We start from the raw sequence: 24,900 nt of genomic DNA, 5'->3' as shown, positions 1-24,900 counted from the left end.
ATGGCAGAGCTTTAGGGTAAGCACACTTGGCTTGAAGGCTGAGTGTGCTTACCCTTTTTAGCTTATTATTCGGGATAAGAACAGCAATAATCAGTTACACTTCGTACTTCCAGCTTGAATGAAGACTTTGCAGGTACGTGAAAGGTTGCCGTCCCTTGTATTTCTAGCCATTCCTCAGTACCTGGAAGCAACACTCTCAAATCCCCTGCCAAAATCTCCATGATCTCACGGGAATCCGTGCCGAACTCATACGTTCCTGGCAGCATAATACCCAGTGTAACCTTACTGCCGTCACCCAGGATGACTGTACGGCTTGTAACCTGACCATCGTAATAAACGTTTGCTTTTTTAACTACGCTTACTCCATCGAACTGTGTCATTCGTTATCCCCTCATCTGCTCTCAATGGTTGAATGAATATTGGTGCATCATAACATAGATTTGATTCCAGCTTCAGTATGAAAATACACACTGTATCACCGTATCCTATACATTGGAATTCAATAGTGATTTCATTGCAAAACATCAACTGTATGAAACAAACAGCCGTAAGCCTTTCTCAGGTTACGACTGTCTGTTTTAGATGCTCAGTGTTTTATTTCAACAAAGCTTTCACACGGCTAACAACATTCTCTACTGTAAAGCCGTATTCCTTAATCACACGGTCGCCAGGTGCGGATGCGCCGAATGTGCTGATACCGAGAATGTCGCCTTGGTCGCCAACATATTTTTCCCAGCCCAGTGGATACGCCATTTCTACAGCCAAACGAGCTTTCACTTCTGGCAACAGAACGGAATCTTTGTATGCTTTGTCTTGTTTTTCGAACAGATCCCAGCTTGGGAAGCTGATAACACGTACTTGAATACCTTGTTCTGCCAGTGCTTCCTGAGCTTTAACAGCCAATTGTACTTCGGAGCCTGTAGCCAGAATTTGAGCAACCGGTTTGCCGTCTGTTGCATCTGCAACCACATAAGCACCGCGTTTGATACCTTCGCGTGCATGCTCAGCACTAGCAGCCAGGATTGGCAGGTTTTGACGAGTCAATACCAGAGCAACCGGGTTTTTCTTGTTTTCTAATGTATAAGCCCAAGCAGCAGAAGTTTCATTTCCGTCCGCTGGACGAATTACTGTCAAGTTCGGGATAATACGCAGGGAAGCCAATTGTTCGATCGGCTCATGAGTCGGACCATCTTCACCTACAGCAATACTGTCGTGAGTCAGAACGTAGGTTACAGGCAATCCCATCAGAGCTGCCAGACGAACGGCTGGACGCAGATAGTCTGTAAATACGAAGAATGTACCGCCGAATACTTTTACACCTTGGTGCAACGCCATACCGTTCATCGCAGCAGCCATACCAAATTCGCGGATACCGAAATAAATGTTACGTCCGGCGTAGTCTTCTGGCGTAAAATTCGTCAGGTTGTTCAAATGTGTCATCGTGGAGCTCTCCAGATCGGCAGATCCGCCTGTCAGGAAAGGTACGTTTGGAGCCAATCCGTTCAGAGCATTACCAGAAGCTACACGAGTCGAAACGGCTTTGTCTCCAGTCGTGTATTTCGGAAGATCACGATCCCATCCTTCTGGAAGATCGCCGTTTACAGCTGTTTCGAACTGAGCTGCCAAATCAGGGTGAGCTGCTTTGTATTTCGCGAACTGTTCATCCCATGCTTTGTTCGCCGCGATACCGCGCTCTTTTACTTTAGCAAAATGCTCGCGAACCTCTTGTGGCACGTGGAAGTCCTCCTCGTATACCCATTTGTAGAATTCTTTAGTCAGCTTGGCTTCTTCTGATCCCAACGGGGAACCATGAGTACCACCGTGTCCGCCTTTACCTTGTTTGTTCGGGCTTCCGTAGCCGATAACTGTCTTCACTTCAATCAGCGTAGGGCGTGTCGAGTCGCCTTGCGCTTCTTCAATGGCTTTTTGGATGGCCGGAAGATCGTTACCATCTTCTACGCGCAGTACTTGCCAGTTGTAAGCTTCAAAGCGTTTGGCAACACTCTCGGAAGAGGACAGATTAAGCTTGCCGTCCAGTGTAATATCATTGGAATCAAATAATACAATCAGCTTGCCCAGTTGTAAACGACCAGCCAACGAAGCAGCCTCGTGAGAAATACCCTCCATCAGATCGCCATCGCCGCAGATTGCATACGTGAAGTGATCTACAACTTTAAATTCGTCTTTATTATATGTTGCACCCAGTTGAGCTTCAGCCATTGCCATACCAACGGACATTGCGAGACCTTGTCCCAGAGGTCCAGTTGTAGCATCTACACCAGCAGTGTGCCCAAACTCAGGGTGGCCCGGTGTAAGGCTGCCCCATTGACGGAATTGTTTCAGTTCTTCCATAGGAAGATCATAGCCGCTCAGGTGTAGAAGGCTGTATAGCAACATGGAACCGTGTCCTGCGGACAATACAAAACGGTCACGGTTAACCCACGTAGGTTGATCCGGATTATGATTCATCGTTTTAGCAAAAAGTTGGTATCCCATTGGCGCGGAACCCATCGGCATACCAGGATGTCCCGAGTTTGCTTTCTCGATGGCGTCAATTGCCAACGTACGAATAGTTGTGATGGACAAATTGTCGATCGTGGAGTTTTCATCCTTTTGAATCGCTTGATTCTGGTCAGTCATGGTTTGCCTCCTCATATTGTATAAAGTATGTCAATTGCATTCGGTCATACTCTCCAACACCACCGTCCGATATAGAAACGATGTCTATTGAAGTGAGTGAATCTGCTTGAATGTTTCAATATGACTTATACATTCTTAAGTATTGTACCATTTGCCGTGAAAGTTTGCCAGATCGTTTATAAAGATGATTGTGGAAATGTTGTACCGAGTCCTCATATAAATATACCCGTAATGTATTAACCTCATTTAATAAATTATAAAATCACAAAAAATATTATGTACTGACCGTTTATAAGGCAAATAACTCACATAAAAAAACAAAGCCCGTTATGCGACGGGCTTTGTTCAACAAAAAATATATACTCACAAATTATCTTCTAAAATTTTAAGATTAGTTAAAAACGACCGTTTTGTTCTCATGAACCAGAATACGATCCTCTGCATGCCACTTCACGGCTCTTGCCAAAACGACCCGCTCTATGGTGCGACCGATCCGTTTTAGCTCATTTACATCATCTCCGTGACTTACCCGCTGCACGTCCTGCTCAATGATCGGGCCGCCGTCCAATTCTTCAGTTACATAATGCGCAGTAGCACCAATAATTTTCACACCGCGATTATAGGCTTGGGCATATGGCTTCCCACCCACGAATGCAGGCAGAAAGGAATGATGGATATTGATAATTCGGTTGCGATAATGCTCAATAAACTTGGGAGAAATAATCTGCATGTAACGGGCCAAAATGATAACGTCAATGTCTTCACCAATGACTTCTAGTTGACGGCGCTCCGCCTCTGGCTTGGTATCGGCTGTTACCGGAATATGGTGATACGGGATGCCAAACGATTCCACATACTCCTTCATATCCGGATGATTACTAACCACCAATGAAATATCCGCGTCCAGATCTCCTGCCTGCCATTGCCACAGCAGTTCTACCAAACAGTGATCTTCTTTGGAAACGAAAATAGCCAATTTTTTCTTGCGGCTGACCGCAGAAATCGTCCACTCCATACGGAATTGCTCAGCAACAGCGGCAAAATCCTGTTCCAACTGTGGCTGGGTTGCACTCAAATTCGGCAGATCAAATTCAATCCGCATAAAAAACATACCGCCGGACGGGTCCATTGTATATTGGTCAGATTGAACGATATTGGCCCCATGCTCATACAAAAAACGGGACACGGCCGCTACAATACCTGGTCCGTCTGGACAAGATACAAGCATACGCGCGCGGTTTTCATGGGCTGATAGAGTGCTATTTGGCTGATGTTTTACGTGAATTTCCATGTGGCTATTAATCCCCCTTAGCTTATACCGTCACTGGCAAATGACTGCCGGCAAACCAGGCAATCAACCGTTGATTAATGTGTTCTTCGCTCAAATCTGGAAATAGTGCTGCTTCCGTTATCATGTCATACAGACGCTCCAACGGCTCACGTGGATCGGCTTTTCTTGCTTTGGCATCATTTTTCAGCAGAGCCCAGGTGTCCAGCACAAATTTACGGACATCCACATCCTGTTTTTTGAAAAACGAATGCAATTGCTCTACCTGACCCAAAAACTCATCCCCAAAGCGCTCCTTTACATTTCCGCGAAGCAGGGCAATTTCAACCTCATACATCGGACGCTGAGTTTTGGCTTCCTTCCCAATCCATGGCGTCTCCAAAATAAACGGACGTCCTTGAAGTGCTTCATGATGCACCACATTATGAATCGTCTGATAGCCAATCCAGCCTGATCCGATCGGAGTATGTCGGTCTTTATGAGCGCCAACTGGATTTTTACTGTCATTAATGTGAACAACTGCGATGCGATTCAAGCCGACAATCCGGTCGAATTGCTCTAATACACCGTCCAGATCATTTACGATATCATAACCCGCATCGTGAATGTGACAGGTGTCCATACAAACTGTAAGACGCTCGTTATGCTCTACTTTATCTATAATGGAGGCAATCTCCTCAAAGCTACGACCCATTTCCGTTCCTTTGCCTGCCATCGTTTCAAGCGCAATGTTAACATCTGTCTCCTTCACGCCGTTCAGTACCTCGTTCAAACCATCAGCAATACGCCCAATTCCGTATTCTGCATCCTTATCGGTAAAAGCGCCTGGATGTAGCACGATATTTTTCACACCAATCGCGTGTGTGCGTCGAATTTCCTCCTGAAGAAAGCTGACCGCAAGCTCATAGGTGTTTTCTTTGTAAGAGCCAAGGTTGATGATATACGGGGCATGCACCACGATATCTTCCATTCCCTTCTCAGCCATTAACTGCTTGCCTTCCTCCAAATACATGGACTCCATCGGCTTACGGCGCGTGTTTTGCGGTGCCCCCGTGTATATCATAAAGGAGCTGGACCCGTAAGAAGACGCTTCTTTTGTAGCGCTGAGCAGACCCTTGTCCGAGAAGGACACATGAGAACCAATTTTCAGCATGATTCTGATTCATCCCCTTATCCTGTTATGCTTGTCTTATTTTAATTTAATCATTTTAACGTGATTATTGAAATCAAACAACATAGCTTTTATGGCAGCTTTCTTAAATGACTCTATTAAGGGAACACGTAGATAAAGTACACATCCGAATATATGTTAGTCAAACGAGGGTAAATAAAATCATGGATTGACATCCTTAACCGTATAAAGGTTCATTCATATGAAGTTTTTTTCTCGAAAAGGGTTATATTCTATAACAGATGTATTTTTTTGTGAATCGGAAGGAGAGCTGGCTCCATGAACATCATCGTATGTGGAGGAACTGGATTGGTGGGGAGTGCACTGGTCAAAAGCTTGCTAGACGACGGATACACTGTGAAAGTCGTTACCCGCAAGCCACTGGTAGGACACGAAGCGAGCCCCCGTTTGCAATATATGAGTTGGAACGAATTAAAACAAAAGCCTGAAGTACTGGAAGGCACCGATGCGGTCGTTAATTTAGCAGGCGAAACGCTGAATCAGCGCTGGACGGATAAGTCCAAACAAAGAATTCTTCAATCACGACTGCTATCTGTTGCACGGTTGGCTCAAGCATTGAATGCTCTACAAAAAAAGCCGAAAGTTATCATTCAGGCTTCGGCTGTTGCCGCCTATGGTACTTCCCTGACCGAAACATTCGATGAAACGAGCCCTCGCTGTTCGGAAGATTTTCTGTCTCAGGTGGTAGAGCAATGGGAGGAAGCCGCTAATGCCTACCCTTCTGATGCCCGTTTAATCAAGTTACGCATTAGCCTTGTGCTGGACAGAAAAAAAGGGGCATTCCCCCTCATGAAGATGCCTTATAGCTTCGGATTCGGCGGCAAAATAGGCAGTGGTCATCAATGGATGAGCTGGATTCATATTGAAGATATCGTTCGTCTGATCACGTACTGCATCCATACGACAGAAATCGTCGGGGCAGTGAATGCTTCATCACCACATCCCTTGACGAACGACCAGTTTGGGAGGACAGTAGCTACGGTATATCACCGTCCGCACTGGTTTCCCGTCCCCAGCATTCTCGTTTCAAAGCTAGTTGGTGAGATGAGCACGCTTGTATTGGATGGTCAAAAGGTACTACCGCGCAAAGCGCTGGAGCACGGATTTAAGTTTAACTATCCTTCACTTAAGGACGCTCTTGAGGAACTCCATTCTTCCCAAAAACAGCATTGAATCTAAAAAGAGAAACTCCAGGCTGGTAGGTAGTGTCACTGCCAGCTTAGAGTTCTTTTTTAGTCCGACACAATCTCTCAAGCAGACTGCAAGTTTTTAAGATGCTCATTTTATTCCTATGAATAGCCCCCTATTACAAAGAAAGAAGCCCTGAACATAACAGGCCTCTTCTTGACATATTCCATATAACCTTTATTTATGATGCATTGGAGGATTTAAAAGAGTCCAACCGATAAGTATAAGATACCCCGGCGATTTTAAAAGTGTCTCCATCCTTCATTGTGTACTCCTTATAAGGCACCATAGGCTCTCCATTCAGAACAGTTCCGTTCGTCGAAGATAAATCCTTTACAATGTGGCTATGTTCTCCTGTAACTATACAAAGCTCAATATGAGAACGGGAGGCTCCATCCGTATGCTCTACAAACTGGACCAGTTGCGGGTCTCTCCCGATGATAAAGCTGCCTGCAACGAATTGGTCTGGCTGCAACCGGATGCGCTCGGTCCCTCCACTACCTGGTGGCTTGCGATCCAGGCAAGCAATCGGTGATTGCTGAACAGGTGAAATCTGTATCTCTTGATCTGGACGAAGCAGCATCGTTTCCTGCTTAGATGCAGCATTTAGCAGCTCCGTTACCCCGGAGAGAGACTTATAATAAGCCTCACTGGTATCACTGGCTTCCAATTCATTTCCCCGCTCCGCACCTTTCCACGATGGCTCGTGTGAGTCATAATTTGCTGAAGTTTTCTCCCTGTCTTCCGTAACTCGGTCTCCCACGCTTTTAGATTCTGAGTTTGGAAAAGTCCATCTCCAGCTCTCCTGCCCTTGATCACTCAAATCGGAAGATCGCTTGTCTTGATGATGCTGTCCCGCTACAAATCCGGTCAGTTTATCTACCTGATAACGATCATTTTTCCGCTGCGCTGGGGAAGAAGTAGTTCCTAACCATTCCGAATCCAATACAGGTACTGAATCGCTGTACATATGAGATGAAGTTCTATTGCGCTCCCATTTCCCCGTCCAGCTTATATAAGCAACGGCGACAAGTACCAAGGTCAGCACCACGGAAATGATCAAAGGTACCGTCTCTGGATGATCCAGATAAATATAACGCCACACGATGGCCGAAGCGAGCAGACATCCAAGAGCAATGTACGTTTTATATTTTTGCAATCCAGGCTCCACATCTTCTACTTCGTTTTCTGTTACAAGCTCAGAATTCTCCTCTGGTTTCATGGACGGTTTGAGCCGATTGATCCGTTTAAGCTCCTGAATCTCCTGCAGAGTCTCCCGATGCTCTTGCCCGTATGTTCCGCCACGATCAGTATAGTTCCCCTGTGAGGTATGAGAGACATGAGAGGTATGAGCAGATATGATAGGGTCGGCTGATGAAAAAGCTCGCCCCTCCATACTTTCTCCCTGCACGCTAGCACTCTCTGTACCGGCCTTCATTCCTTGTAATAACAGTTCCTTTAGCAATCCCAATTCAAATTCATTTCTATCACACAGATCCAATATGCGTTGTATATATTCTCCCTGAAAGTGGGCCACACGAGTCATTAAACGAATAACCATCTGCTTAAATTGACTGCCTGTTTGCCCTGCATACTGTACACTGCGTAAAGGAACATAGGTTAAACTGGCGGTTTCCCTAGTACCTGAACCACTTAGAAAAATATAATCCTCATGCAAAATAAACTGGCGGATATCTAACATATATTGCGGGCTGCGATGGAGGGCATCTGCCACTTCATAAAGAATCCGGTAGAAATCAGAAGTCGACACGCCCCCACCTTTCCATAACTGGGAAAGCATGCGTTGTCCCGAAATGTCGTAATGTAACTCAATCTGAAAATCGACTTCCTTTATTCTAAGTTCCAGCAGACCAGGAATCCGATTACCAGTCATCATTCCGGTCTGTACGGAATTTAAATCATCGGTCTTGAGCCCGTCTTCCTTGTTTAGAATCATAAATGTCCCGCCGTTCCGGGCAAAATCCCTGCTTAAACCCAACAATTCATGACCTCCTTAACAATTTCCTATCTCCGTGAGGTAGCATGATCTCCCCCAGCGGACATGTCATGGCAAGAAGTAAAGATAAGCACTGATCGCTCCCGGAATGACTGCCGTCATAAAAGGAAACCTGAGGTGCGCTTCATTTCCACTGGTCAGCGCTTTGCCGCTGCGAAATAGAAAAAATCCTCCTAAATTAAAAGCCACGCGCCGCAGTCTCATGATCGTTTCCCTCTTCCATAGCAAAATTCCTATGCCAATAATACCTGCAAAAAAAATCGAATATAAAGCTGACTGCCATGCAAAAGCGGCACCTGTCCATGCTCCAATCAAGCCGAACAGCTTTACATCTCCTGCACCAACAGCTCCCATCCAGTACAAAATCAGCATGAACCCAAATCCGGTACCCAGTCCAGCAACAGCAAATAAAAAACCGTGCCACCCTCCAAACAGAGTATTGAACACCAAGCCTACCACTATACCGGGCAATGTAAGCTTATTAGGGATTTTCATGCTACGTAAATCCGTAACTAACGCAATCGCGAGTAGTACTCCGCATACAATATACATCCACGTCAATGTGATCTTCCCCCTTTAAAAAATAGAACTAGCAGACTACCAAATCATTTTCCATCGTAGCCATCCCTTACACGTCTATATCCATCCTATCCATCAGCTGGCTTTTCCACGGTAAACGGAACTTCTATACGTTGACCGTCCTCCGTTTCAATCACAAAGCTCCATTGACCGGGTGTTGTATTCGTTCCCACAAACCAGTTCCATTCAATAATCCCGTCCGCATTGGCAGAGGTCCAGCCCAAGTGCTGAGCTGTGCTCTCACCCGACTTATAAAGTACAGAAAGGTTAGCAGTCGTCCCAGGCTCAACCTTGGCCTTGATCAAATTGTACACACCTTTCACAGCAGGTTCAGGCTTGACGAGCAACTGTATGGAATGCTGCGCATCCTTATCTCCTGTCGCATTTCCTGTAGCTGCTCCTTCCCCTGTGTCGCCAATCCAAAGACGTTCCTCTGCCGCCGCCTGAAGCACAATGCTGCGATACAGAAAGGGGACCTTCATCGGCAGTTCATACGACAGCTCTACTCTAAAATAAGGGTCCTTAGTTCCTGTAAGAGCAGGTACATGTACGCTCGTTATATGAATACGGTCATACTCCAGAATGTTTTCCTCCATAAAAGGCTTTAGCATCGGCTTCAGAACAGGGTCAAGTGCAGCTTCCGTAAATCGCCCCCGCAGCTCCTCCATCGGCTTTTGACCGCCCTGAACAGCGCTTTCTACCCAATCACCAATTGGAGGTGGCAACTGGGCAGCGAATTGGCTTGCATATTCACTCACAGATAACTTGGGCAATTCATCCAGCGGTTCACGGACTGCATCTATTTTCGCGGACGCCGCCTCCACGGCTAGAGAAACTGGGTAGATTTTAGTCGAAACCTGCTTAACCGCTTCTGAAGCGGTGGTCTGCAAGGCTGTGGATACCAGCGTCATCTGAACCATATAAATGAGAAAAATAATAAAAAACAGAAACATTGGCAACACGAGTGACGCTTCTAAAACAATACTTCCTTGTTCACGCCGCTCCTGCCCACAAACCTGCCGTAGATACTGATTAATAGGAAAAATGCGCTGTTTTCGTGACATAGTACACACTTCCCTTAATACTCTCGCCTTCTTTTGAGGCGGTCCCGAGCATCTTCATTACCCCAGGTAGAAACCACAGCCTCATCCCATTCTTGACCTCACCCGTTGCATACGTTTGCCGCTCAGCAGGATTGACATCTGTATTCAGGCGGATCAGAGCAAGCATACGGGACATTTTTCGTTCATTATTGCTATGGAGCATCAGAAACAATCGCAAATGATCTTTGTATGTCATTCGAAATTTCAGAAAATCAGACAATGGCACGTCCCCCTTTTGTGCCAGCATAATCATATCTTCTATCGCTTTTTCTACTCCATATAACAAAGCTGCCGCCAAAACGACTAGCGGATTACCTTTTGAACTGTTTTTAACCAATCCCTCCATTGTTCGAATGGCAAGTCTCATAGCAAAAATTTCTCCATAGGCGGATGCCAGATTACCCGTCGGATTATGGAACCCATACAGGATGTACTCAACTTCCTGATTATTCACCTCCAGCTGATCTCCCAAAATCTGTGCAGCATTTCCCACATTTCCACCCGATCCGGCCAAACTGCCAAAACGGCTAAAATCCACATGATGGAAGTAAGAAAGCGCGTATTCATTCTGGTAAAACTCGTCTCCCAGTTGAGTCAGTAAATTGGATGCCGACCCGTATAGACCATCCATACTATCCATGGAAGCTCCCGCTGCATCATAGGTGTCATAGGACAAATCAGCGGATACAGATGGACTGGATGTAGACTGGTTAAACGAAATACTTTCATTGTAATACCGCTCCAGATTTCGGAATTGTTCTGCACTTTGTTTACCTTTGGAAAGAACCTCAATGATCCGATAGGCTTGTTTGAGCTTGTTTTTCGCCTCTTTTTCCATTTTCTTGCGTTCTTTGTCCGGTCCACGTCGCGTATCCATCATTTTGGCTTCACCGTCGAGTACATTCGCAGGTCCCGTCCAAGCATACGCACTCAAGTATTTATCTATCTCTTTGAGCGTTGAAGCGACTTCTTGCTTGAGCATGTCTGCATTCAAAAATGGATCTGTATAATAAGATAATGTACGCATCATACTCGTTATTCTATTGTTAGCAGTATTTATAGAAGTCCGTTGCTTTTCAATTTCTGCTTCCCATTGCTCAAATTCCTTGTCTGGAATCAACAAATCCTCTGCTTTTTGCCGTGCGCTTCCTACCGACGGATCTGCGTTGGAGCCTGCTCCGCTTGGAGTAGGTGCTGCTGAAACCTCATCGTAGCCTGCATTGGCCGCCCTCTGCTTATACTGGGCAATGACTTTGCGCATCTCTTCATTGATCTGCCGGGCCTCATTTAACGGTTCCTTGGCTTCCAGAAGCAGCTTATCATGTTCTTCTCCAGCCTGAGCCATGATCTGACGCAGGCGATCAAGCGCTGCCCTCGCTCTACGTGCATATTTTTCCATCTGCATGATTTTAACGTCGTCCACACTCTTCTTATTGTCTTCATATACATGTACGTAATGCTTATATTGAGCGGCAATATCGGCTACAACCTCAAGCGGGTCCCATATATACTGATTGGGCATATAGGTGCCCCTCTGTTTAATAATCCGCTTACGAACCTCTTCCATATAAGCTCCTGCCTTACGCTGCTTCTCCAGCATGTCATCTAGTTTGGCCTCTCGTCTGTCGTACAGCTTTTGCAGCCGTTTCAGCAAATCTACCGTATGTGAAGCCTCTTTCATATTTTGAGAGAGCGGCTTTAGCTTTTCGAGCACTTCAAACGTAAAATCGACAGGTGCTTTATACTTCATCTCTTCACGGATCTGCTCGTTAAATATGGCATATTTACCAATCTCCCTTTCCATTTTCAAGGAACTAGAATCCAGCTTCATATTCATAAGCGGTAGCGTTTCTGCGCGTGCCGTACGTCGCGCGCTGTCATTGAGCACTTTGACCATAATTTGTTCTCCGCCGCCTTCGCCATAAGCAAACAAACCGTACTCCTGTTGTAATGTCGGATCATAAGCAGACATCACTGAACGAACCGCCGCATGGGTCAGCCGTTCGGTCTGCACATGCAGTGCAGCAATTCTCGCGTAATCAATAAATACAGCAATAAAACCGAACATAACCGCCAAAATCAGAATTAAAAAGACCGTGACAGCACCTGATTCCCCGTCCTTTGTATTGTGTCCCTTACCAAACACCCGCTTCCTCCTTTCCAGTTACATTCCCATTACTTACTTCTCACTGACCGTTTTGACCATATTGCATCAATACTTTCCCTACAACTGCCGAATCTACCTTTTCACCTGATCCTCTGCCCATAAACTTCGCACCATAATAACGGACCAACTCCACCGTACGAATCCATTCTACAGGTTCGACCACGCCAGAACTCATTTCCCCTTGTAAATCTGTCTGATCTAAAAACTGATTCAGCAAAGGTACCTTCACTATCTTATTTAACTTTGTGGTTACCTTACGGTGAATCATACTGTTCTCATATGTCATCTGCCCCTGCATGCCCGCAGGCATATTATTTTCTGCATTGGACAGCTTTTGAGCAGGTAACGAGCCTCCCCCATTGCCGCCCGGCACCTGTACACTTTCCTGATTGTTGGCTCCGGTCCAGCCAAACAGGGCTCCCAGCATAACATCATCCTTCAAGCGCCAATAGAGAGAATCCCGTTGCCCTTGTGTAAATGCTCCCGTACGCGGGTCCTTGAAGCTGTTATCCCAACTGTAAGCGGCCCTTTCCGAAGCAGTAGCAGCGACCTGCACCAATATAGATTTTTGATATATGTACAGGCAAAAAAATAACATCACAAAAATGACCAGCAGTAGAATGGGAAAGACGAGGGAAGCTTCCAAGGAGAAGCTCCCATCCTCTTTTTGTGCCAATTTGCGCAGCATTATGAATCCATAAAATCGTTACTTTTTTTATCCGCCTTTTTCAAAAGCCCTTCTACAATTTTTTTGATCTGATCCTTGAAAATAATTGCCACCGCAATCAGAATGGCAATGATCAGGATCATTTCTAACGTACCCAGGCCATCCTCATCCTTGTACAATTTACGAATACTGCCTGTTACTAATGTCATCATCGTTGTATTCCTCCTACATATTCATCATCATTAAAGCCGGAGCGCCCACCAGCACAATTACCGTTAGCAAAATCAGCGCCATCGGGAATACTAGCTTAGATGAAGCCTGCTCCCCCCTTGTGCGGCTAATTGAAGTCCGCTTGCCCCATAACGTCTGGGATAACTCACGTAAAGCCATCACGAAATCGCTCCCGCCGCGCCTCATATTCAACAAAACTGTCGTCGTAAATACCGTCATTTCCTGAATACCACAACGTTTGCTCAGGTGCTCAAATGCCTGTTGAAAGGAAAAACCACTTTCCCATTCCGCCACCGTCTGCCTCAGTTCTCGATACAACGGATGTTCCGTATCCGCCCCTTTACGTTCCACGCAATGTAGCAATGCCCGTTGTACCGTCTCACCTGCACCTACTAAAAGCATCATTTTACTCAACAGTTCAGGCAGTTCCATTAAAATTTGCTGATCCCGCTTCTGTACTTTCCCATGCAAATCCTTGATCAGTGCGATGGGTACCAGAATACCAAGTCCCAATCCGAGCACCAGCCCAGTCGCATCCCCGCCCAGCATAAGCGATATTAAAGCTCCACCAGCAGCCATCATATATCCGTAACCCAACATTTCTGCCAGAAAAAGCATCGTTTTTTCTCCGCTGTTGCGCATACCATACAGCTTCTGCACCGAACGCTGGAGCTTGAACATCAGCAAAGGCAGCCGATGAGTAGCACGTGAAGCATGAATCATGTGTACAAATGGGACTGAAAGTCTTTGCAGCCGCAGTCCCTCCAGCTTCATATGGCGAAAATGCGCATACTTAGCACTATGCATCTGGTTCAGCACCACCCAACCTCCCACTTGCAGAACCAGCATGACCAGACAAACCAACATCACCACACCCATCTCTCCTTACACTTCAATCTTCATAATGTGGTTGATCCACACAAGACACCCACCAAGCACCAATAAACAAAAGGTTGATAAAATCATACCTGTACCGCTGTATAAGGGCATCATGTAATCACCCGCCGTCATCGTCATAAACAATACAAACAAAAAAGGGGCCGCAAACATAACCCTCGATTCAAAACGTTTCTGCGCAATCATTACACCGATCTCCTGCTGAATTTCCAACTTCTCACCAATGACATTTGAAGCTCGTCGTACGACTTCCACCAGATCACCTCCGGTTCGTTTGCAAGCCGCAAATACGTCCGCAAAATTCGTAATATCCTCCATCTGCGCGCGACGGGCCAAATCCTGCAAAGCAGCCTCTACAGGCTGTCCGATTTCAAGACAGGCGGTAATGATATTAAATTCAAAAATCAGGTCGTGATCTCCATCTGGACTAAGCAATCTCAAATCCTCTACAGCCTCACGAAAACCATTCTCCACCGACCTTCCCGCTGAAAGAGAAGATGAGAGTGAATATAAAGCCTGCTTGAATTGGATGCTTAGAGCAGATCTGCGTCGTTGCAGTAAAAATTGCCTAAAATAACGAGGCGTCACCACAGCCCCGGCAGCGCACAGCAATGATAATATCCATTGGTGATAAAACAGATAGCCGATCATCGCAAACAGCACGCCACTAAACAATATGCACAGACTTTTTTGTACTGTCGATAATGTATATATCGTATAATCTGGCAGAGAAGGGACCTCACGTGATACTTGCTTGGCAATCGTTTTTCCTGACTTCACGCTGATACTCCTCCCCTGTGCCAGCTTTCCGGATTGATCCCGGCCATTTGCAGCTTCAAAGTATGTTGCAGACCCTCGCCACAACGTTCCAGACCTCCCACGATTCGCCCCTTACTCTCTCCTCGTTCCTGAAAAAGATAAAGAGGATTAAGCGTCACCTCACCATTTTCAAAACCAATCACTTCGCTAATTTCCAGCACTCGTCTGGATTTGTCGCGCATCCGTGACAGATGAACGAATATATCAATGGCCGAGCTGATCTGCTGCCGTACTACTCCAAGCGGAAGCTCTGCCCCTCCGAGCACCATCGTTTCCAGCCGGCTGACCATATCGCGGATATTATTCGCATGCCCAGTTGACAACGATCCATCGTGTCCTGTATTCATTGCTTGCAGCATATCCAACGCCTCACTTCCCCGGACCTCACCCACCACAATGCGGTTGGGCCGCATACGCAGGGAGGAACGAATCAGATCACGAATCGTGATTTCTCCCTTTCCCTCGGTGTTCGCATTCCTTGTTTCCATGGAAACCAGATTAGGAACCGTCACAATTTGTAGCTCTGCTGAGTCTTCAATGGTAATAATCCGTTCAGACGACGGGATAAACTGGGATAATGCATTCAAAAAAGTTGTTTTACCAGAACCCGTTCCCCCGCTGATAAAAATGTTGTACTTGCTACGTACCAAATCCTTGAGCATAGCAGCGGTTTCTGTATCCAGCGCACCCATACGTATCAAGTCATCCATCGTCATAGGACGCTCGGGAAACTTCCGTATGGTCATCGTTGGACCCTTGAGAGCAACTGGAGGCAGCACAATATTTACGCGTGACCCATCCTTTAACCGGGCATCCACAATGGGGGAAGCCTCATTCACAATTCGGTTCACCCCGGCTACAATCGTCTGGATTAAATCCTCCAGCCGCTCGCGGGACTCAAATTGATCGGGTACCTGCATCACCTCACCAGCCCGCTCCACAAAGATTTCCCGGTGACTGTTGATCATAATTTCCGTAACGGTCGGATCGTCAATCAATGGCTGGAGTACATCTAGCCCACGGAAAGAGTTAAAAATCTTACGGACAAGTGCGTGCTTCTCACGGGAAGTTAAGCCCGCCAGCTCTACATCGTGTAAAATTCGATTTTCAATATGCCGAACCAGATCGGCATCCTTTACCGAAGACGTTACGTCCAGCCCGTTTCGGATATCTGCTCGCAATGCCTTAAACCGTTCCTCATTCATGTTCATCAGCCCCTTTTAAGACCAAGCAGCGGGCGGATGTGTTACACTGTCCACATTCAGCAGCTCGTGGCACAGATGACGAATTTCCCGCTGATAAATAGGTGAACTAAGCAGTAGCTCACGGTGCTGCATCTGCTTCCATGAAGGTATATAGGGTAACGCTCCGTTTAGCTCCATAAAGTCACGAGGTAACGAGTTGATCATAGTTCCCATATAACGGTTCACCACAAAGCTGGTTTTGCATATCATATCTTCAAGCCCTTCAGGCTGCGTGGTTTCTAAAACATCCAGCCATAATCCGCACTTGTGCATGCTCATTAAATCGTCTGCCAGCAGCCAAATCAGCTTATGACTAGCTTCAAGCACGGCTTGAGTCCGGTCACCTTTTTCAGAATCGCCATCTACGATCACTACATCATACTGTCCGCTTTCGGCAACCGTTCGAATCAGTTCTTTCGCTTCATCACAAGTCATGTCCGTCAGTTCCTTACGATTATAGACAGGCTGAAAAGTATCCGCCTGAATTTCAGGGCGGCGAACACAATAGGCTGCCACAGATAGTGGAATGCCCTCATTTCCCTCCGCCTTGAGATCATAGAGCAGCCTGGACAGCCCTTCTCCTTCTGCTCCGCTAGCACTGCCTGAACCAGTGAACAACGAGCTTGAATCCACCGTCTCCAGATTCAGATAGAATACCGAATATCCCTCATTCCCCAGCTGTTTGGACATATTGAGTGCGGCCGTTGTCTTGCCCAGTCCGCCAGAAGCTGCTACCATGCCGATAATCAGTCCACCTTCCAGGCTGTTTACACATTTCCGACCGTTCGATCTTTGTCTCGCCGTTTCCAAAATAAAACCGACCAGCTCAGATAAAGGCTGATATTTTAATAAAGGCTGTCCATATTCGCTCACTTGTTCTCCCTCATGCAATACCAAACAAGGAATATCAGCAGCTTCCCTATCTGTCCATAGATTCAAAAAAGCCGCTTCACCAACCACCACGTCCGGTCTTTTCATTCCGCTGGTTTCCATCATGTATTGATGAAATGCCTCCGGTTGCGAAAAAGCCGTTATTCTCAGCCTTCTGGCGTACTCGCTTCCGTGAACATAATTCAGCAGCGGCTCAATATAATCCCGGCCTTCTACAGCCAATACCACTTTCACTGGAACCATAACGCTCATCCCTTTCCCTAACACAACAACGCAAAAAAGCACCGTTCATCCATCCGTAAGTACATACGGTTGGTGAACGGTGCTTCCGTCACGTGCAATCTATTTACTGGTAGAATAGCATAGCGCTTATATTAGAGCAAGTATTTTTTGTGCAAGTATCTTCCAAAACCCTCGTACTAGGAGAAGGCGGGCAGTCTAGCCCCGCCTCCTACTATCTTCATCTTAGTAGAATTTGTGGTGACGACGATGACAGTCATGATGGCGATGATGGCGACGTTTCCGGCAATGACATTTCTTATCAAAATCTTCATGTTTCCAGTGATCACGTTTAAATTTAGGTTTAAACTTAATGACAGTCACCTTAATGATCTTCTTAAAGACACGTTTTTTTGGCTTTGGAAAATGACAATCATGCTTACGATGTTTATACATTCAAATTCGCCTCCATTTCTTTGAGATAGAATATACTATGGAAGCAGCGAACCATCGGTAACCAGCATATGACTATTTATGAATTTACTGGGCTAATTAATGATCTACATCCAGCTTAATATCCGGATCATAATCCGCCACAATGAGAACATCCATATGACGTGCTTGACGGAGAATCCTTGGCACAACCGCAAACTTACCCCAACGGCTACTTCGGGAAGACTGCCCCACGATGAGCTGTGTACCTGAATATCCTTCCACCGGAGCAATCAAAATGTCGGCAATTTCGCGTCGGCTGGAAACAAGCCGTATCTCAAAGGTCCCCCCCAGTCGGTGGGTCAGCAGCTTTAGTTGTTCCAGACGAGGGTTCAGTCTCTCAGGTATACGCTCACCGACATGAGCATAAGTCACAATCCACACAGCCTTCAGACGAAAGGCGATACGAAAACCACGGCGAATCAACCTTTCAGCATTTTCACTTAGCGTCACGCCTACGAAGATTACTTCCTCCCTGCGCCACGGTCCCCGAAGTGATTCATGTCGATCCCAGGATTCCAGCCGCTCATCTACGTCATCTGCCAATTCCCGCAAAGCAAGTTCACGCAGCGCAATCAGATTGCCCAGTTTAAAAAAGTGGCTAAGTGCCTGTTCCACCTTCGCATGATCGTATATTTTGCCTTCACGCATACGCTGCTGCAACGATTTAGGAGCCACATCCACAAGCTGTACCTCATCGGCCAGACGCATCATATGGTCGGGAACAGTCTCTCTCACTCGTATACCAGTAATCTGTTCTACCGCATCATTCAGGCTCTCCAGATGCTGTACATTCATTGTGGATATCACAGAAATACCTTGTTCCAAAATGGTAAGCACATCCTCATAGCGCTTAGATCTCATACTTCCGGGCACGTTGGTATGTGCCAGCTCATCAATAAGCACCACCTCGGGATTACGCCTGAGAATGGCTTCGGTGTCCATTTCTTCCAAATGTGCGCCATGACGCTCAATGGACTGACGGGGAATCATCTCCAGAGAGCCTACTTGTGCCAATGTTTCTGCTCTTCCATGCGTTTCCAGCAGTCCGATAACTACATCGATCCCGCTTTCCAGCAGATCATTCCCCTCTCTCAGCATCGTGTATGTTTTGCCGACCCCCGGAGCAGCGCCAATGTATACCTTGAGCTTGCCCCGCAGGATTTTGGCTGCCTCAGCCTGTGCTTCCTCAACGCTCAAACGATGATACGGATCATTATCTCCCTCTTCCTGTCTCATTGTTGGCAAGATCCGCTCACCCTCCTGCTCGGCCCGGTCCGCAATCAGCAGTAAATCCATATTTTTCATTCGTTTTAAAATCCCGTTCACCAGCGATCCTTTCATCAGCTCCTGCCACGGAGTCTGCCGAGAATGCCCCATAACAATTCGGGTAACATTGTGCGTCACCGCATAATGAATCAGTTGACGAGGCAACCTTCTGCGGGAAAAAAGCGGGATTTCTTCAAATGTTGATCCGATCTTGTCAGCCAACTGCTCAATCGAACGCTTGAAGGCTGCTGATTCCTTGGACAGCCTGCGCTTCGAGCTGACAAAGGAGACCACTAGCATATCTCCACCCAACCGCTTGGCGACCTGTTCTCCCCTACGTACATAAATAGACCCATTCCAATGATATTGAACAGGTACCAAAATACGCTCTGCCGCTCCTGACGCCCCGTGCAAGCCTAACTCCTCCCGGTGTCGTTCCAGCGAATCATTCACATCCTCTGCTACCAATCGCAGAGCAAGCTCACGCAATTTACCGAGATTTCCCCGGTGAAACATCTCAGGATTGGGCGTATGCATGTAGCCTTTCGCCAGCCGTTCCAAAATCATCTCCGGGGTGGCATCAATCAGACGAATTTCATCCGCCAGTTCCAGTGTATCAACCGGAACCGTATATTCCGCTTCAAAGCCTGTTAGCTGATATACCCACTCCGTAATTCCTTCGAGTTCATATACATTAACCGTCGTAATGACGCTAATTCCCTGCTCCAGCAAATACCGAATATCCTCCAGCCGTGTTGGAAATGGGGCGTCTTTCCGGTTATGATGTGCCAAATGATCCACCAGTACCACCTCGGGATTTCGTGCCACCAAAGCTTCCACATTCAGATCCTTTTGCTCCTCACCATCTTTTATCCAATGAATACTAGGCACGCGCTCCAGCGTGCCGACCTGTTCCACAGTCACAGGCCGCTGCATGGTTGAGACCGCGCAAATTACAACATCAATACCTTCATGCTGCAACGATTGTCCCTCCTGCAGCATATGATACGTTTTGCCCGAGCCACTGACCGCACCCATGTATATTTTGAGTCTGCCTCGATGCAGTTTGTTAATCGAATCCAGTATTTCCTCTGGTGATTTACGTTTGAAGCTCTCCACTTTCGTTCCTCCCCGCAGCGTAACCGCTCATTCCGTTCATTCTTATATGGTTGTAATGAATGTACTCCCGTGTCCCAATCAATTCAAGATGATCAATCAAGTTTGCTCCAAAAAAAGCCGCGCAGGGCAGTATAAGCGCAAAAAAACGTGCATTCAGGTCTCTTATGCCTGAATACACGCTATTTTGGGTAACTCATATGGGATCACTTCCTACAATCACTTGCTATCTTCGCCAACTTCGCCAACGATCCCCCGTTGTTGAAATAACTTTTGCCATATCACACCGTGAGACGGGGAAAAGAGAAAAGCCAAAAGCAGCAACACACCCGATACACATAGCATACATGCCGCAATAGAAGCATCCAATACACTTGCTGTGTAAAAGCCTACGACCGAACTGATGGCTCCAAATCCGACGCTGTATACAATCATACGGGACAACTTCTCCGTCAGCAAATAAGCGGTAAGCGGCGGTACAACGAGCATGCCAACCACCAGAATTGCACCCACGCTCTCAAATGACGCCACCGTCGTTAGCGAGACGAGACTCATCAGCAGATAATGAAAAAAAACAACTGGAATGCCTAATGAAGCTGCCAAGGCGGGATCGAAGGAAGTAATTTTAAATTGCTTGAAAAAGCCCCCTATCACGAGCAAATTGATCAAAAACATCGCGCCCGTAATCCACACAGCCCTCGGACCGACATCGAAGCCGACTATTTCTAGCGTATTCCATGGCACATAAGCAATTTCCCCATATAAAACGTGATCCATATCCAAATGGGCATTGGAAGCAAACACACTGATCAGCAAAACACCGATAGCAAACAATGTCGTAAACACCACGCCAATGGCAGCATCACTTTGCAGACCGCTTTGTTGGAATAGCTGAATTAGGTACACCGTTAGAAGACCCAGCACAGCCGCACCAAACATCATCCACACCGAATCCCTCGATCCGCTGATGAGAAAGGCAATGACAATCCCCGGTAGTACCGCATGACTGATTGCATCACCGATCATAGCCATTTTTCGGAGCACGAGAAAGCACCCAACGATACTACATCCCCCTGCCACTAACATTCCCGTCAAAATTACATAAAATGAACTCATAGGGCACGCTCCTCCCTTGGCTGTGTTCCGACTGTCTGCTCCAGATTTTTTCTGGCGTTCAACCGAACGATAGCCTTGGAGATCATCCCGCGCTGCGGCGCAAAAATCAAGCTCATTCCAAACACCACAGTCGCACACAACACACATAACGGTCCTGTAGGCAGATTTTGCCCCAGAGAGCTAATGAGCGTCCCACCAAGGCCTGCTATAGCACCAAACAAGCCTGATAGGCACACCATGACACCCAGCTTCTCTGTCCAGTATCTTGCCGACACGGCCGGGGTAATCAGCAGGGCAGCCATCATAATGACTCCCACGGCCTGAATGCCAGCAACCACCGCAATGACAATCAATAGCATCAACAACTTATCCAGCAAACCTGCCGGATAACCAAGTCCGCGGGCAAAGCCGGGATCAAAGCTGAGCAACTTAAATTCCTTGAAAAATAATATACATATTCCGATGAGTACCACCGAAATTACCGCCATCGTATAGACATCAGACAATACCATTGCCGCAGCTTGACCAAATAGAAATTTATCCAATCCGCTTTGGTTGCCTGCGCCACTATGCTGAATTTCGGTCAACAACATAATGCCGAAGCCAAAAAATACCGACAGCACCGCTGCAATCGCGGAATCGCTTTTAATTCGTGAATACCGGGTTAACGCACTGATGGCAAAGGTCGCAACAATCCCTGCAATGGCGGCCCCAATCATAAATCCAAACACGGATTTTGTACCTGTGATCATAAAAGCCACACATACCCCCGGCAAAGCCGCATGTGCCAAAGCATCTCCCATGAGCGACTGCTTGCGCAAATACATAAAACTGCCAATCACTCCGCTGCTTAAACCGAGCAAAATACAGCCCAGCAAAATCCACTGCATATTCGGGTCGGTCAAAAGCGTTGCCAAGCTTGTCATACTGCTCACCTCACTCCGAGTATCGTACCGGAATCCGGGCTTGTTTTGAGTATACTCAGACGCCCGCCATACGTACGCTGCAGATTTTCCTCGGTAAAAATATCTGTCGTCTCTCCAAACGCCATAAGATGCCCGTTCAACAGCATAACCTGATCAAAATAATCCGTGACTGTAGATAAATCATGATGAACGACAAGTACGGTTTTACCCTGCTGTTTCAGATCGTTGAGCAGCGAAATAATGGCTTTTTCTGTTGCAGCGTCCACACCGACAAACGGTTCATCCATAAAATAAAGCTGAGCATCCTGCGCGAGTGCTCTGGCTAAAAAAACACGTTGTTGCTGACCGCCAGACAATTGACTAATCTGCCTGTCTGCATATTTGCTCATTCCAACCTTGTCCAAACTCTCCATCGCAGCCTGACGATCTGCTGCACCCGGACGCTTAAACCAGCCCAATCTGCCATACCGTCCCATCATAACCACATCCAGCGCGTTCGTCGGAAAATCCCAATCCACCGACTCCCGCTGTGGTACATAGCCAACCTTGAGCAACTGTTGCTTGTAGGGCTTGCCGTAGACCAGCACCTCGCCCCTAAGCTTTGGAATCAGTCCAAGCGCTGCCTTGATCAACGTAGATTTCCCAGCCCCGTTCGGGCCGATAATACCAATCAGCTTGCCTTCCGGCACCTCAAAGGAAACATCGAACAAAACGGGCTTTTTTTGATAAGCTACCGATAAATCACGAACGACAAGTGGTGAATGCCCCATGTATCTTTTCCTCCTTATTTAAGAGCTTTAACAATCGTATTAACGTTATGCTTGACCATTCCAATATATGTGCCATCTTCTGTGCCTTCTTCACCCATGGCATCCGAATACAGCTCGCCACCAACCATAATTGTATGACCTTGCTGAGCGGCCCCCTGAATAACCGCATCTATGGCCTTTCTCGGAACACTAGATTCTACGAATATAGCCTTGATTTTATGTTCGACCAGATAATCTCGCAGCTTGGTCACATCTTGAGAACCCGCTTCTGATTCTGTGCTCATACCTTGAAGTCCTCTCACTTGAATGTGGTAGGCATCTCCGAAATAGCCGAAAGCATCATGTGCCGTGACAAGCACGCGCTGGGCTTCCGGTATACTGGCAATCTGCTCTCTCGTGTAATCATCCAGCTCTCGCAGCTCAGTAAGATAGGCTTCTGCGTTGGCCTTATATTCCTCCGCATGAACAACGTCTAGCGCCGACAATTCATCTCTGACGGTTTCTACCGCAGACATCCAATTCTGTACGTTAAACCAGATATGCGGATCATGCTCAGATCCCATTTCCGGGCTACCTGCACGCAATTGATCCTGTGCGATGTTTTTGGACACGGGTATGACGGGTTTTTGCTTGCTGATCTTCTCCAGAATGTCCTGCATTTTTCCTTCCAGATGCAACCCGTTATAAAAAATAACGTCGGCCTGATCCAGCTTGCGCATATCTCCCTGAGAAGCCTTGTACAAATGCGGGTCAACGCCTGACTTCATAATTCCCGTGACCTCCACATGATTACCGCCGACCTTGCCGACAATGTCAGAGATCATACCGATGGTAGCCGTAGCCTTTATTTTTTGTCCTGATTCTCTCGCAGTTCCCTGCTCCTTCTTCTTAGCATCGGTACATGCAGTCACTAAAACCAGAGCTAGAGACAATACTCCAACTGTCGTTACCCATCGCGGCAAAGCCTTCTTAAACTGCTTGTTCATGTTTTAAAATCCTCCTTTGAACTTCGTTTTGGGACAAACTATTTCCTTGATTCAATTATTTTTTATCAATACTATATTTTAGAGTATACACTAAAGTTTTTACCTAGGGAAACATTTTTAAAAAATATAATTCTTATGTATTTCGTTATACCGTTCGATTTTCGTTCTCCCAATGTGTAATATATAGAAGATATCCAATCGTTAAACCAAAGAATACATATAAAGAGGTGCAGGTCATGGAGCCAACAGGATACAGCCCTTATCGGAACAAACGTCGGCAAGTTCGGATACGAAAAATACTGCTTATTTTTATGCTGGTGTGCTGTCTGCTTGCCCTAACTTCCTGTGCTCGAGGTGACATCCATGTAGATGTTCATCTCGATCAAAGTGTAGATCTGGATGCAACGTTCAGTGTAAACAACCAGACACTGATGATGTTGGACAATCCCGGGCTGCTAGATCGATTAGTCAAGCGTATTCAAAGCAACAATGTAGATGTACAGCCGCTAGCTGAACAGGGAAGAAAGGGATATCAAATCAAGGGGCATTATCAAGGAGATTGGAGCACAAACAAAAAAAATCCCAGTCAGGGATTAAATCTACCTGAGGGATTAGAAATAAAGCGCGCTGTGAGCCAACATTTTTTCACAACGAATATTGATCTTACCATGAAGCTCGATCTACCACGGATGCTTCCTGAAGAAGCTCAAGGAATGAGTGACAAATTTGAGCAAATGAATGTGTTTGCGCGCAAATTACTGGAGCGGCAGCTGGATCTTAACTTCAGCCTATCCTTACCTATCCAACCTGCTACCAATAATGCGGACCGTGTGTCGGAAGACGGAAAAACACTGTATTGGGACATTGCTCCTTTGGAATCTAACGAGCTAAAATTGTCTGTTAACGTACCCAATGTACGACATATCGTGTATGTAGCTGTTACGAGCCTGATACTAATCGTGATCGCTGTGATCTTACTAATTCGTAGACATCGCTCCAAAAAAGAGACTTAAAAAAGCAACTAAAAGTGCGTGTTCAAAAAGTCGGCTTTTCAGGACCGAGAAGGTTGGATGAAGCTAGGGA

The 24,900-nt window shown here is 46.5% G+C and carries 21 protein-coding genes; 2 read left to right on the top strand and 19 right to left on the bottom strand.

The genetic code is table 11. The features are described 5' to 3' along the window. Positions 1-65 precede the first annotated feature (65 nt). The 4 genes from ppnP to ACUYLD_RS01695 form a co-directional block, all read right to left on the bottom strand. Positions 66-380, bottom strand: coding sequence for a pyrimidine/purine nucleoside phosphorylase (ppnP, locus tag ACUYLD_RS01710; protein WP_013309288.1), 315 nt, complete (start codon positions 378-380; stop codon positions 66-68). 214 nt (positions 381-594) lie between these two features. After that, on the bottom strand, positions 595-2,640 hold the full coding sequence (tkt, locus tag ACUYLD_RS01705) for a transketolase (protein ID WP_061829554.1): 2,046 nt from the start codon (positions 2,638-2,640) through the stop codon (positions 595-597). Between the two features lie 391 nt (positions 2,641-3,031). Continuing rightward, complete coding sequence (gene purU, locus ACUYLD_RS01700) at positions 3,032-3,931, bottom strand: formyltetrahydrofolate deformylase (RefSeq protein WP_023987631.1); 900 nt, start codon at positions 3,929-3,931, stop codon at positions 3,032-3,034. 22 nt (positions 3,932-3,953) lie between these two features. Continuing rightward, positions 3,954-5,081 carry a deoxyribonuclease IV gene (locus tag ACUYLD_RS01695; RefSeq protein WP_025722686.1) on the bottom strand — a complete coding sequence of 376 codons (1,128 nt, stop codon included), beginning with the start codon at positions 5,079-5,081 and terminating at the stop codon, positions 3,954-3,956. Positions 5,082-5,378: 297 nt separating this feature from the next. On the opposite strand from ACUYLD_RS01695, the gene ACUYLD_RS01690 reads away from it, so the two are divergent. Next, positions 5,379-6,293 (top strand): TIGR01777 family oxidoreductase, encoded by a 915-nt coding sequence (locus tag ACUYLD_RS01690; protein WP_446674299.1) that lies wholly within the window; start codon positions 5,379-5,381, stop codon positions 6,291-6,293. Between the two features lie 196 nt (positions 6,294-6,489). On the opposite strand, the gene ACUYLD_RS01685 is transcribed toward ACUYLD_RS01690, so the two are convergent. From ACUYLD_RS01685 to ACUYLD_RS01615, 15 genes are all read right to left on the bottom strand, one after another. After that, positions 6,490-8,310: a DUF6382 domain-containing protein gene (locus ACUYLD_RS01685; protein WP_446674298.1), complete on the bottom strand. Its 1,821-nt coding sequence runs from the start codon at positions 8,308-8,310 to the stop codon at positions 6,490-6,492. Between the two features lie 63 nt (positions 8,311-8,373). After that, positions 8,374-8,886, bottom strand: coding sequence for an A24 family peptidase (locus tag ACUYLD_RS01680; RefSeq protein WP_025722689.1), 513 nt, complete (start codon positions 8,884-8,886; stop codon positions 8,374-8,376). Positions 8,887-8,972: 86 nt separating this feature from the next. Further along, on the bottom strand, positions 8,973-9,968 hold the full coding sequence (locus ACUYLD_RS01675) for a TadE/TadG family type IV pilus assembly protein (protein ID WP_446674297.1): 996 nt from the start codon (positions 9,966-9,968) through the stop codon (positions 8,973-8,975). Continuing rightward, entirely contained in the window at positions 9,937-12,153 is a 2,217-nt protein-coding gene (locus ACUYLD_RS01670; RefSeq protein ID WP_446674296.1) for a hypothetical protein, read from the bottom strand. The genes ACUYLD_RS01675 and ACUYLD_RS01670 overlap by 32 nt, the downstream gene beginning before the upstream one ends. Before the next feature lie 40 nt (positions 12,154-12,193). Further along, complete coding sequence (locus ACUYLD_RS01665; RefSeq protein WP_165176294.1) at positions 12,194-12,862, bottom strand: TadE family protein; 669 nt, start codon at positions 12,860-12,862, stop codon at positions 12,194-12,196. Next, entirely contained in the window at positions 12,862-13,053 is a 192-nt protein-coding gene (locus ACUYLD_RS01660) for a Flp1 family type IVb pilin (protein WP_013309278.1), read from the bottom strand. The genes ACUYLD_RS01665 and ACUYLD_RS01660 overlap by 1 nt, the downstream gene beginning before the upstream one ends. A 13-nt stretch (positions 13,054-13,066) precedes the next feature. After that, positions 13,067-13,951, bottom strand: a complete 885-nt coding sequence (locus ACUYLD_RS01655) for a type II secretion system F family protein (protein WP_080942820.1) — start codon at positions 13,949-13,951, stop codon at positions 13,067-13,069. A 6-nt stretch (positions 13,952-13,957) separates the two neighbouring features. After that, the gene (locus tag ACUYLD_RS01650) at positions 13,958-14,749 is read right to left on the bottom strand and encodes a type II secretion system F family protein (RefSeq protein ID WP_061829561.1); all 792 of its coding nucleotides are present in this window, start codon (positions 14,747-14,749) and stop codon (positions 13,958-13,960) included. After that, positions 14,746-15,993, bottom strand: a complete 1,248-nt coding sequence (locus ACUYLD_RS01645; RefSeq protein ID WP_446674295.1) for a CpaF family protein — start codon at positions 15,991-15,993, stop codon at positions 14,746-14,748. Before ACUYLD_RS01645 ends, ACUYLD_RS01650 begins: the two co-directional genes overlap by 4 nt. A gap of 15 nt (positions 15,994-16,008) precedes the next feature. Further along, positions 16,009-17,166, bottom strand: coding sequence for a ParA family protein (locus ACUYLD_RS01640; RefSeq protein WP_446674294.1), 1,158 nt, complete (start codon positions 17,164-17,166; stop codon positions 16,009-16,011). A 528-nt stretch (positions 17,167-17,694) separates the two neighbouring features. Continuing rightward, the gene (locus ACUYLD_RS01635; RefSeq protein ID WP_446674293.1) at positions 17,695-20,022 is read right to left on the bottom strand and encodes a histidine kinase; all 2,328 of its coding nucleotides are present in this window, start codon (positions 20,020-20,022) and stop codon (positions 17,695-17,697) included. Positions 20,023-20,238: 216 nt separating this feature from the next. Beyond that, on the bottom strand, positions 20,239-21,135 hold the full coding sequence (locus ACUYLD_RS01630) for a metal ABC transporter permease (protein WP_446674292.1): 897 nt from the start codon (positions 21,133-21,135) through the stop codon (positions 20,239-20,241). Next, positions 21,132-22,061, bottom strand: a complete 930-nt coding sequence (locus tag ACUYLD_RS01625) for a metal ABC transporter permease (protein WP_069291389.1) — start codon at positions 22,059-22,061, stop codon at positions 21,132-21,134. The genes ACUYLD_RS01630 and ACUYLD_RS01625 overlap by 4 nt, the downstream gene beginning before the upstream one ends. 5 nt (positions 22,062-22,066) lie before the next feature. After that, a complete protein-coding gene (locus tag ACUYLD_RS01620) occupies positions 22,067-22,831 on the bottom strand; it encodes a metal ABC transporter ATP-binding protein (protein WP_061829566.1) in 765 nt (254 codons plus the stop codon). A gap of 14 nt (positions 22,832-22,845) precedes the next feature. Beyond that, complete coding sequence (locus tag ACUYLD_RS01615) at positions 22,846-23,817, bottom strand: metal ABC transporter solute-binding protein, Zn/Mn family (RefSeq protein WP_446674291.1); 972 nt, start codon at positions 23,815-23,817, stop codon at positions 22,846-22,848. Positions 23,818-24,053: 236 nt separating this feature from the next. Between ACUYLD_RS01615 and ACUYLD_RS01610 the strand changes: the two genes are divergently transcribed. Further along, complete coding sequence (locus ACUYLD_RS01610) at positions 24,054-24,830, top strand: DUF3153 domain-containing protein (protein WP_069291387.1); 777 nt, start codon at positions 24,054-24,056, stop codon at positions 24,828-24,830. The last annotated feature ends 70 nt before the right edge of the window (positions 24,831-24,900 follow it).

This window comes from Paenibacillus sp. SER-28 (assembly GCF_052906305.1).
Note: the sequence above shows the minus strand (reverse complement) of the source record. Positions and strands in the feature narration are given on the sequence as shown.

Excerpts from the sequence above, each read along its gene's own strand:
- ACUYLD_RS01655 (WP_080942820.1), bottom strand. The coding sequence starts at position 13,951 with ATGGGTGTGGTGATGTTGGTTTGTCTGGTCATGCTGGTTCTGCAAGTG.
- ACUYLD_RS01665 (WP_165176294.1), bottom strand. The coding sequence starts at position 12,862 with ATGCTGCGCAAATTGGCACAAAAAGAGGATGGGAGCTTCTCCTTGGAA.
- tkt (WP_061829554.1), bottom strand. The coding sequence starts at position 2,640 with ATGACTGACCAGAATCAAGCGATTCAAAAGGATGAAAACTCCACGATC.
- ACUYLD_RS01630 (WP_446674292.1), bottom strand. The coding sequence starts at position 21,135 with ATGAGTTCATTTTATGTAATTTTGACGGGAATGTTAGTGGCAGGGGGA.
- ACUYLD_RS01645 (WP_446674295.1), bottom strand. The coding sequence starts at position 15,993 with ATGAATGAGGAACGGTTTAAGGCATTGCGAGCAGATATCCGAAACGGG.
- ACUYLD_RS01615 (WP_446674291.1), bottom strand. The coding sequence starts at position 23,817 with ATGAACAAGCAGTTTAAGAAGGCTTTGCCGCGATGGGTAACGACAGTT.
- ACUYLD_RS01625 (WP_069291389.1), bottom strand. The coding sequence starts at position 22,061 with ATGACAAGCTTGGCAACGCTTTTGACCGACCCGAATATGCAGTGGATT.
- ACUYLD_RS01695 (WP_025722686.1), bottom strand. The coding sequence starts at position 5,081 with ATGCTGAAAATTGGTTCTCATGTGTCCTTCTCGGACAAGGGTCTGCTC.
- ACUYLD_RS01620 (WP_061829566.1), bottom strand. The coding sequence starts at position 22,831 with ATGGGGCATTCACCACTTGTCGTTCGTGATTTATCGGTAGCTTATCAA.
- ACUYLD_RS01660 (WP_013309278.1), bottom strand. The coding sequence starts at position 13,053 with ATGATGACATTAGTAACAGGCAGTATTCGTAAATTGTACAAGGATGAG.
- ACUYLD_RS01690 (WP_446674299.1), top strand. The coding sequence starts at position 5,379 with ATGAACATCATCGTATGTGGAGGAACTGGATTGGTGGGGAGTGCACTG.
- ACUYLD_RS01640 (WP_446674294.1), bottom strand. The coding sequence starts at position 17,166 with ATGGTTCCAGTGAAAGTGGTATTGGCTGTAGAAGGCCGGGATTATATT.
- ACUYLD_RS01610 (WP_069291387.1), top strand. The coding sequence starts at position 24,054 with ATGGAGCCAACAGGATACAGCCCTTATCGGAACAAACGTCGGCAAGTT.
- purU (WP_023987631.1), bottom strand. The coding sequence starts at position 3,931 with ATGGAAATTCACGTAAAACATCAGCCAAATAGCACTCTATCAGCCCAT.
- ppnP (WP_013309288.1), bottom strand. The coding sequence starts at position 380 with ATGACACAGTTCGATGGAGTAAGCGTAGTTAAAAAAGCAAACGTTTAT.
- ACUYLD_RS01675 (WP_446674297.1), bottom strand. The coding sequence starts at position 9,968 with ATGTCACGAAAACAGCGCATTTTTCCTATTAATCAGTATCTACGGCAG.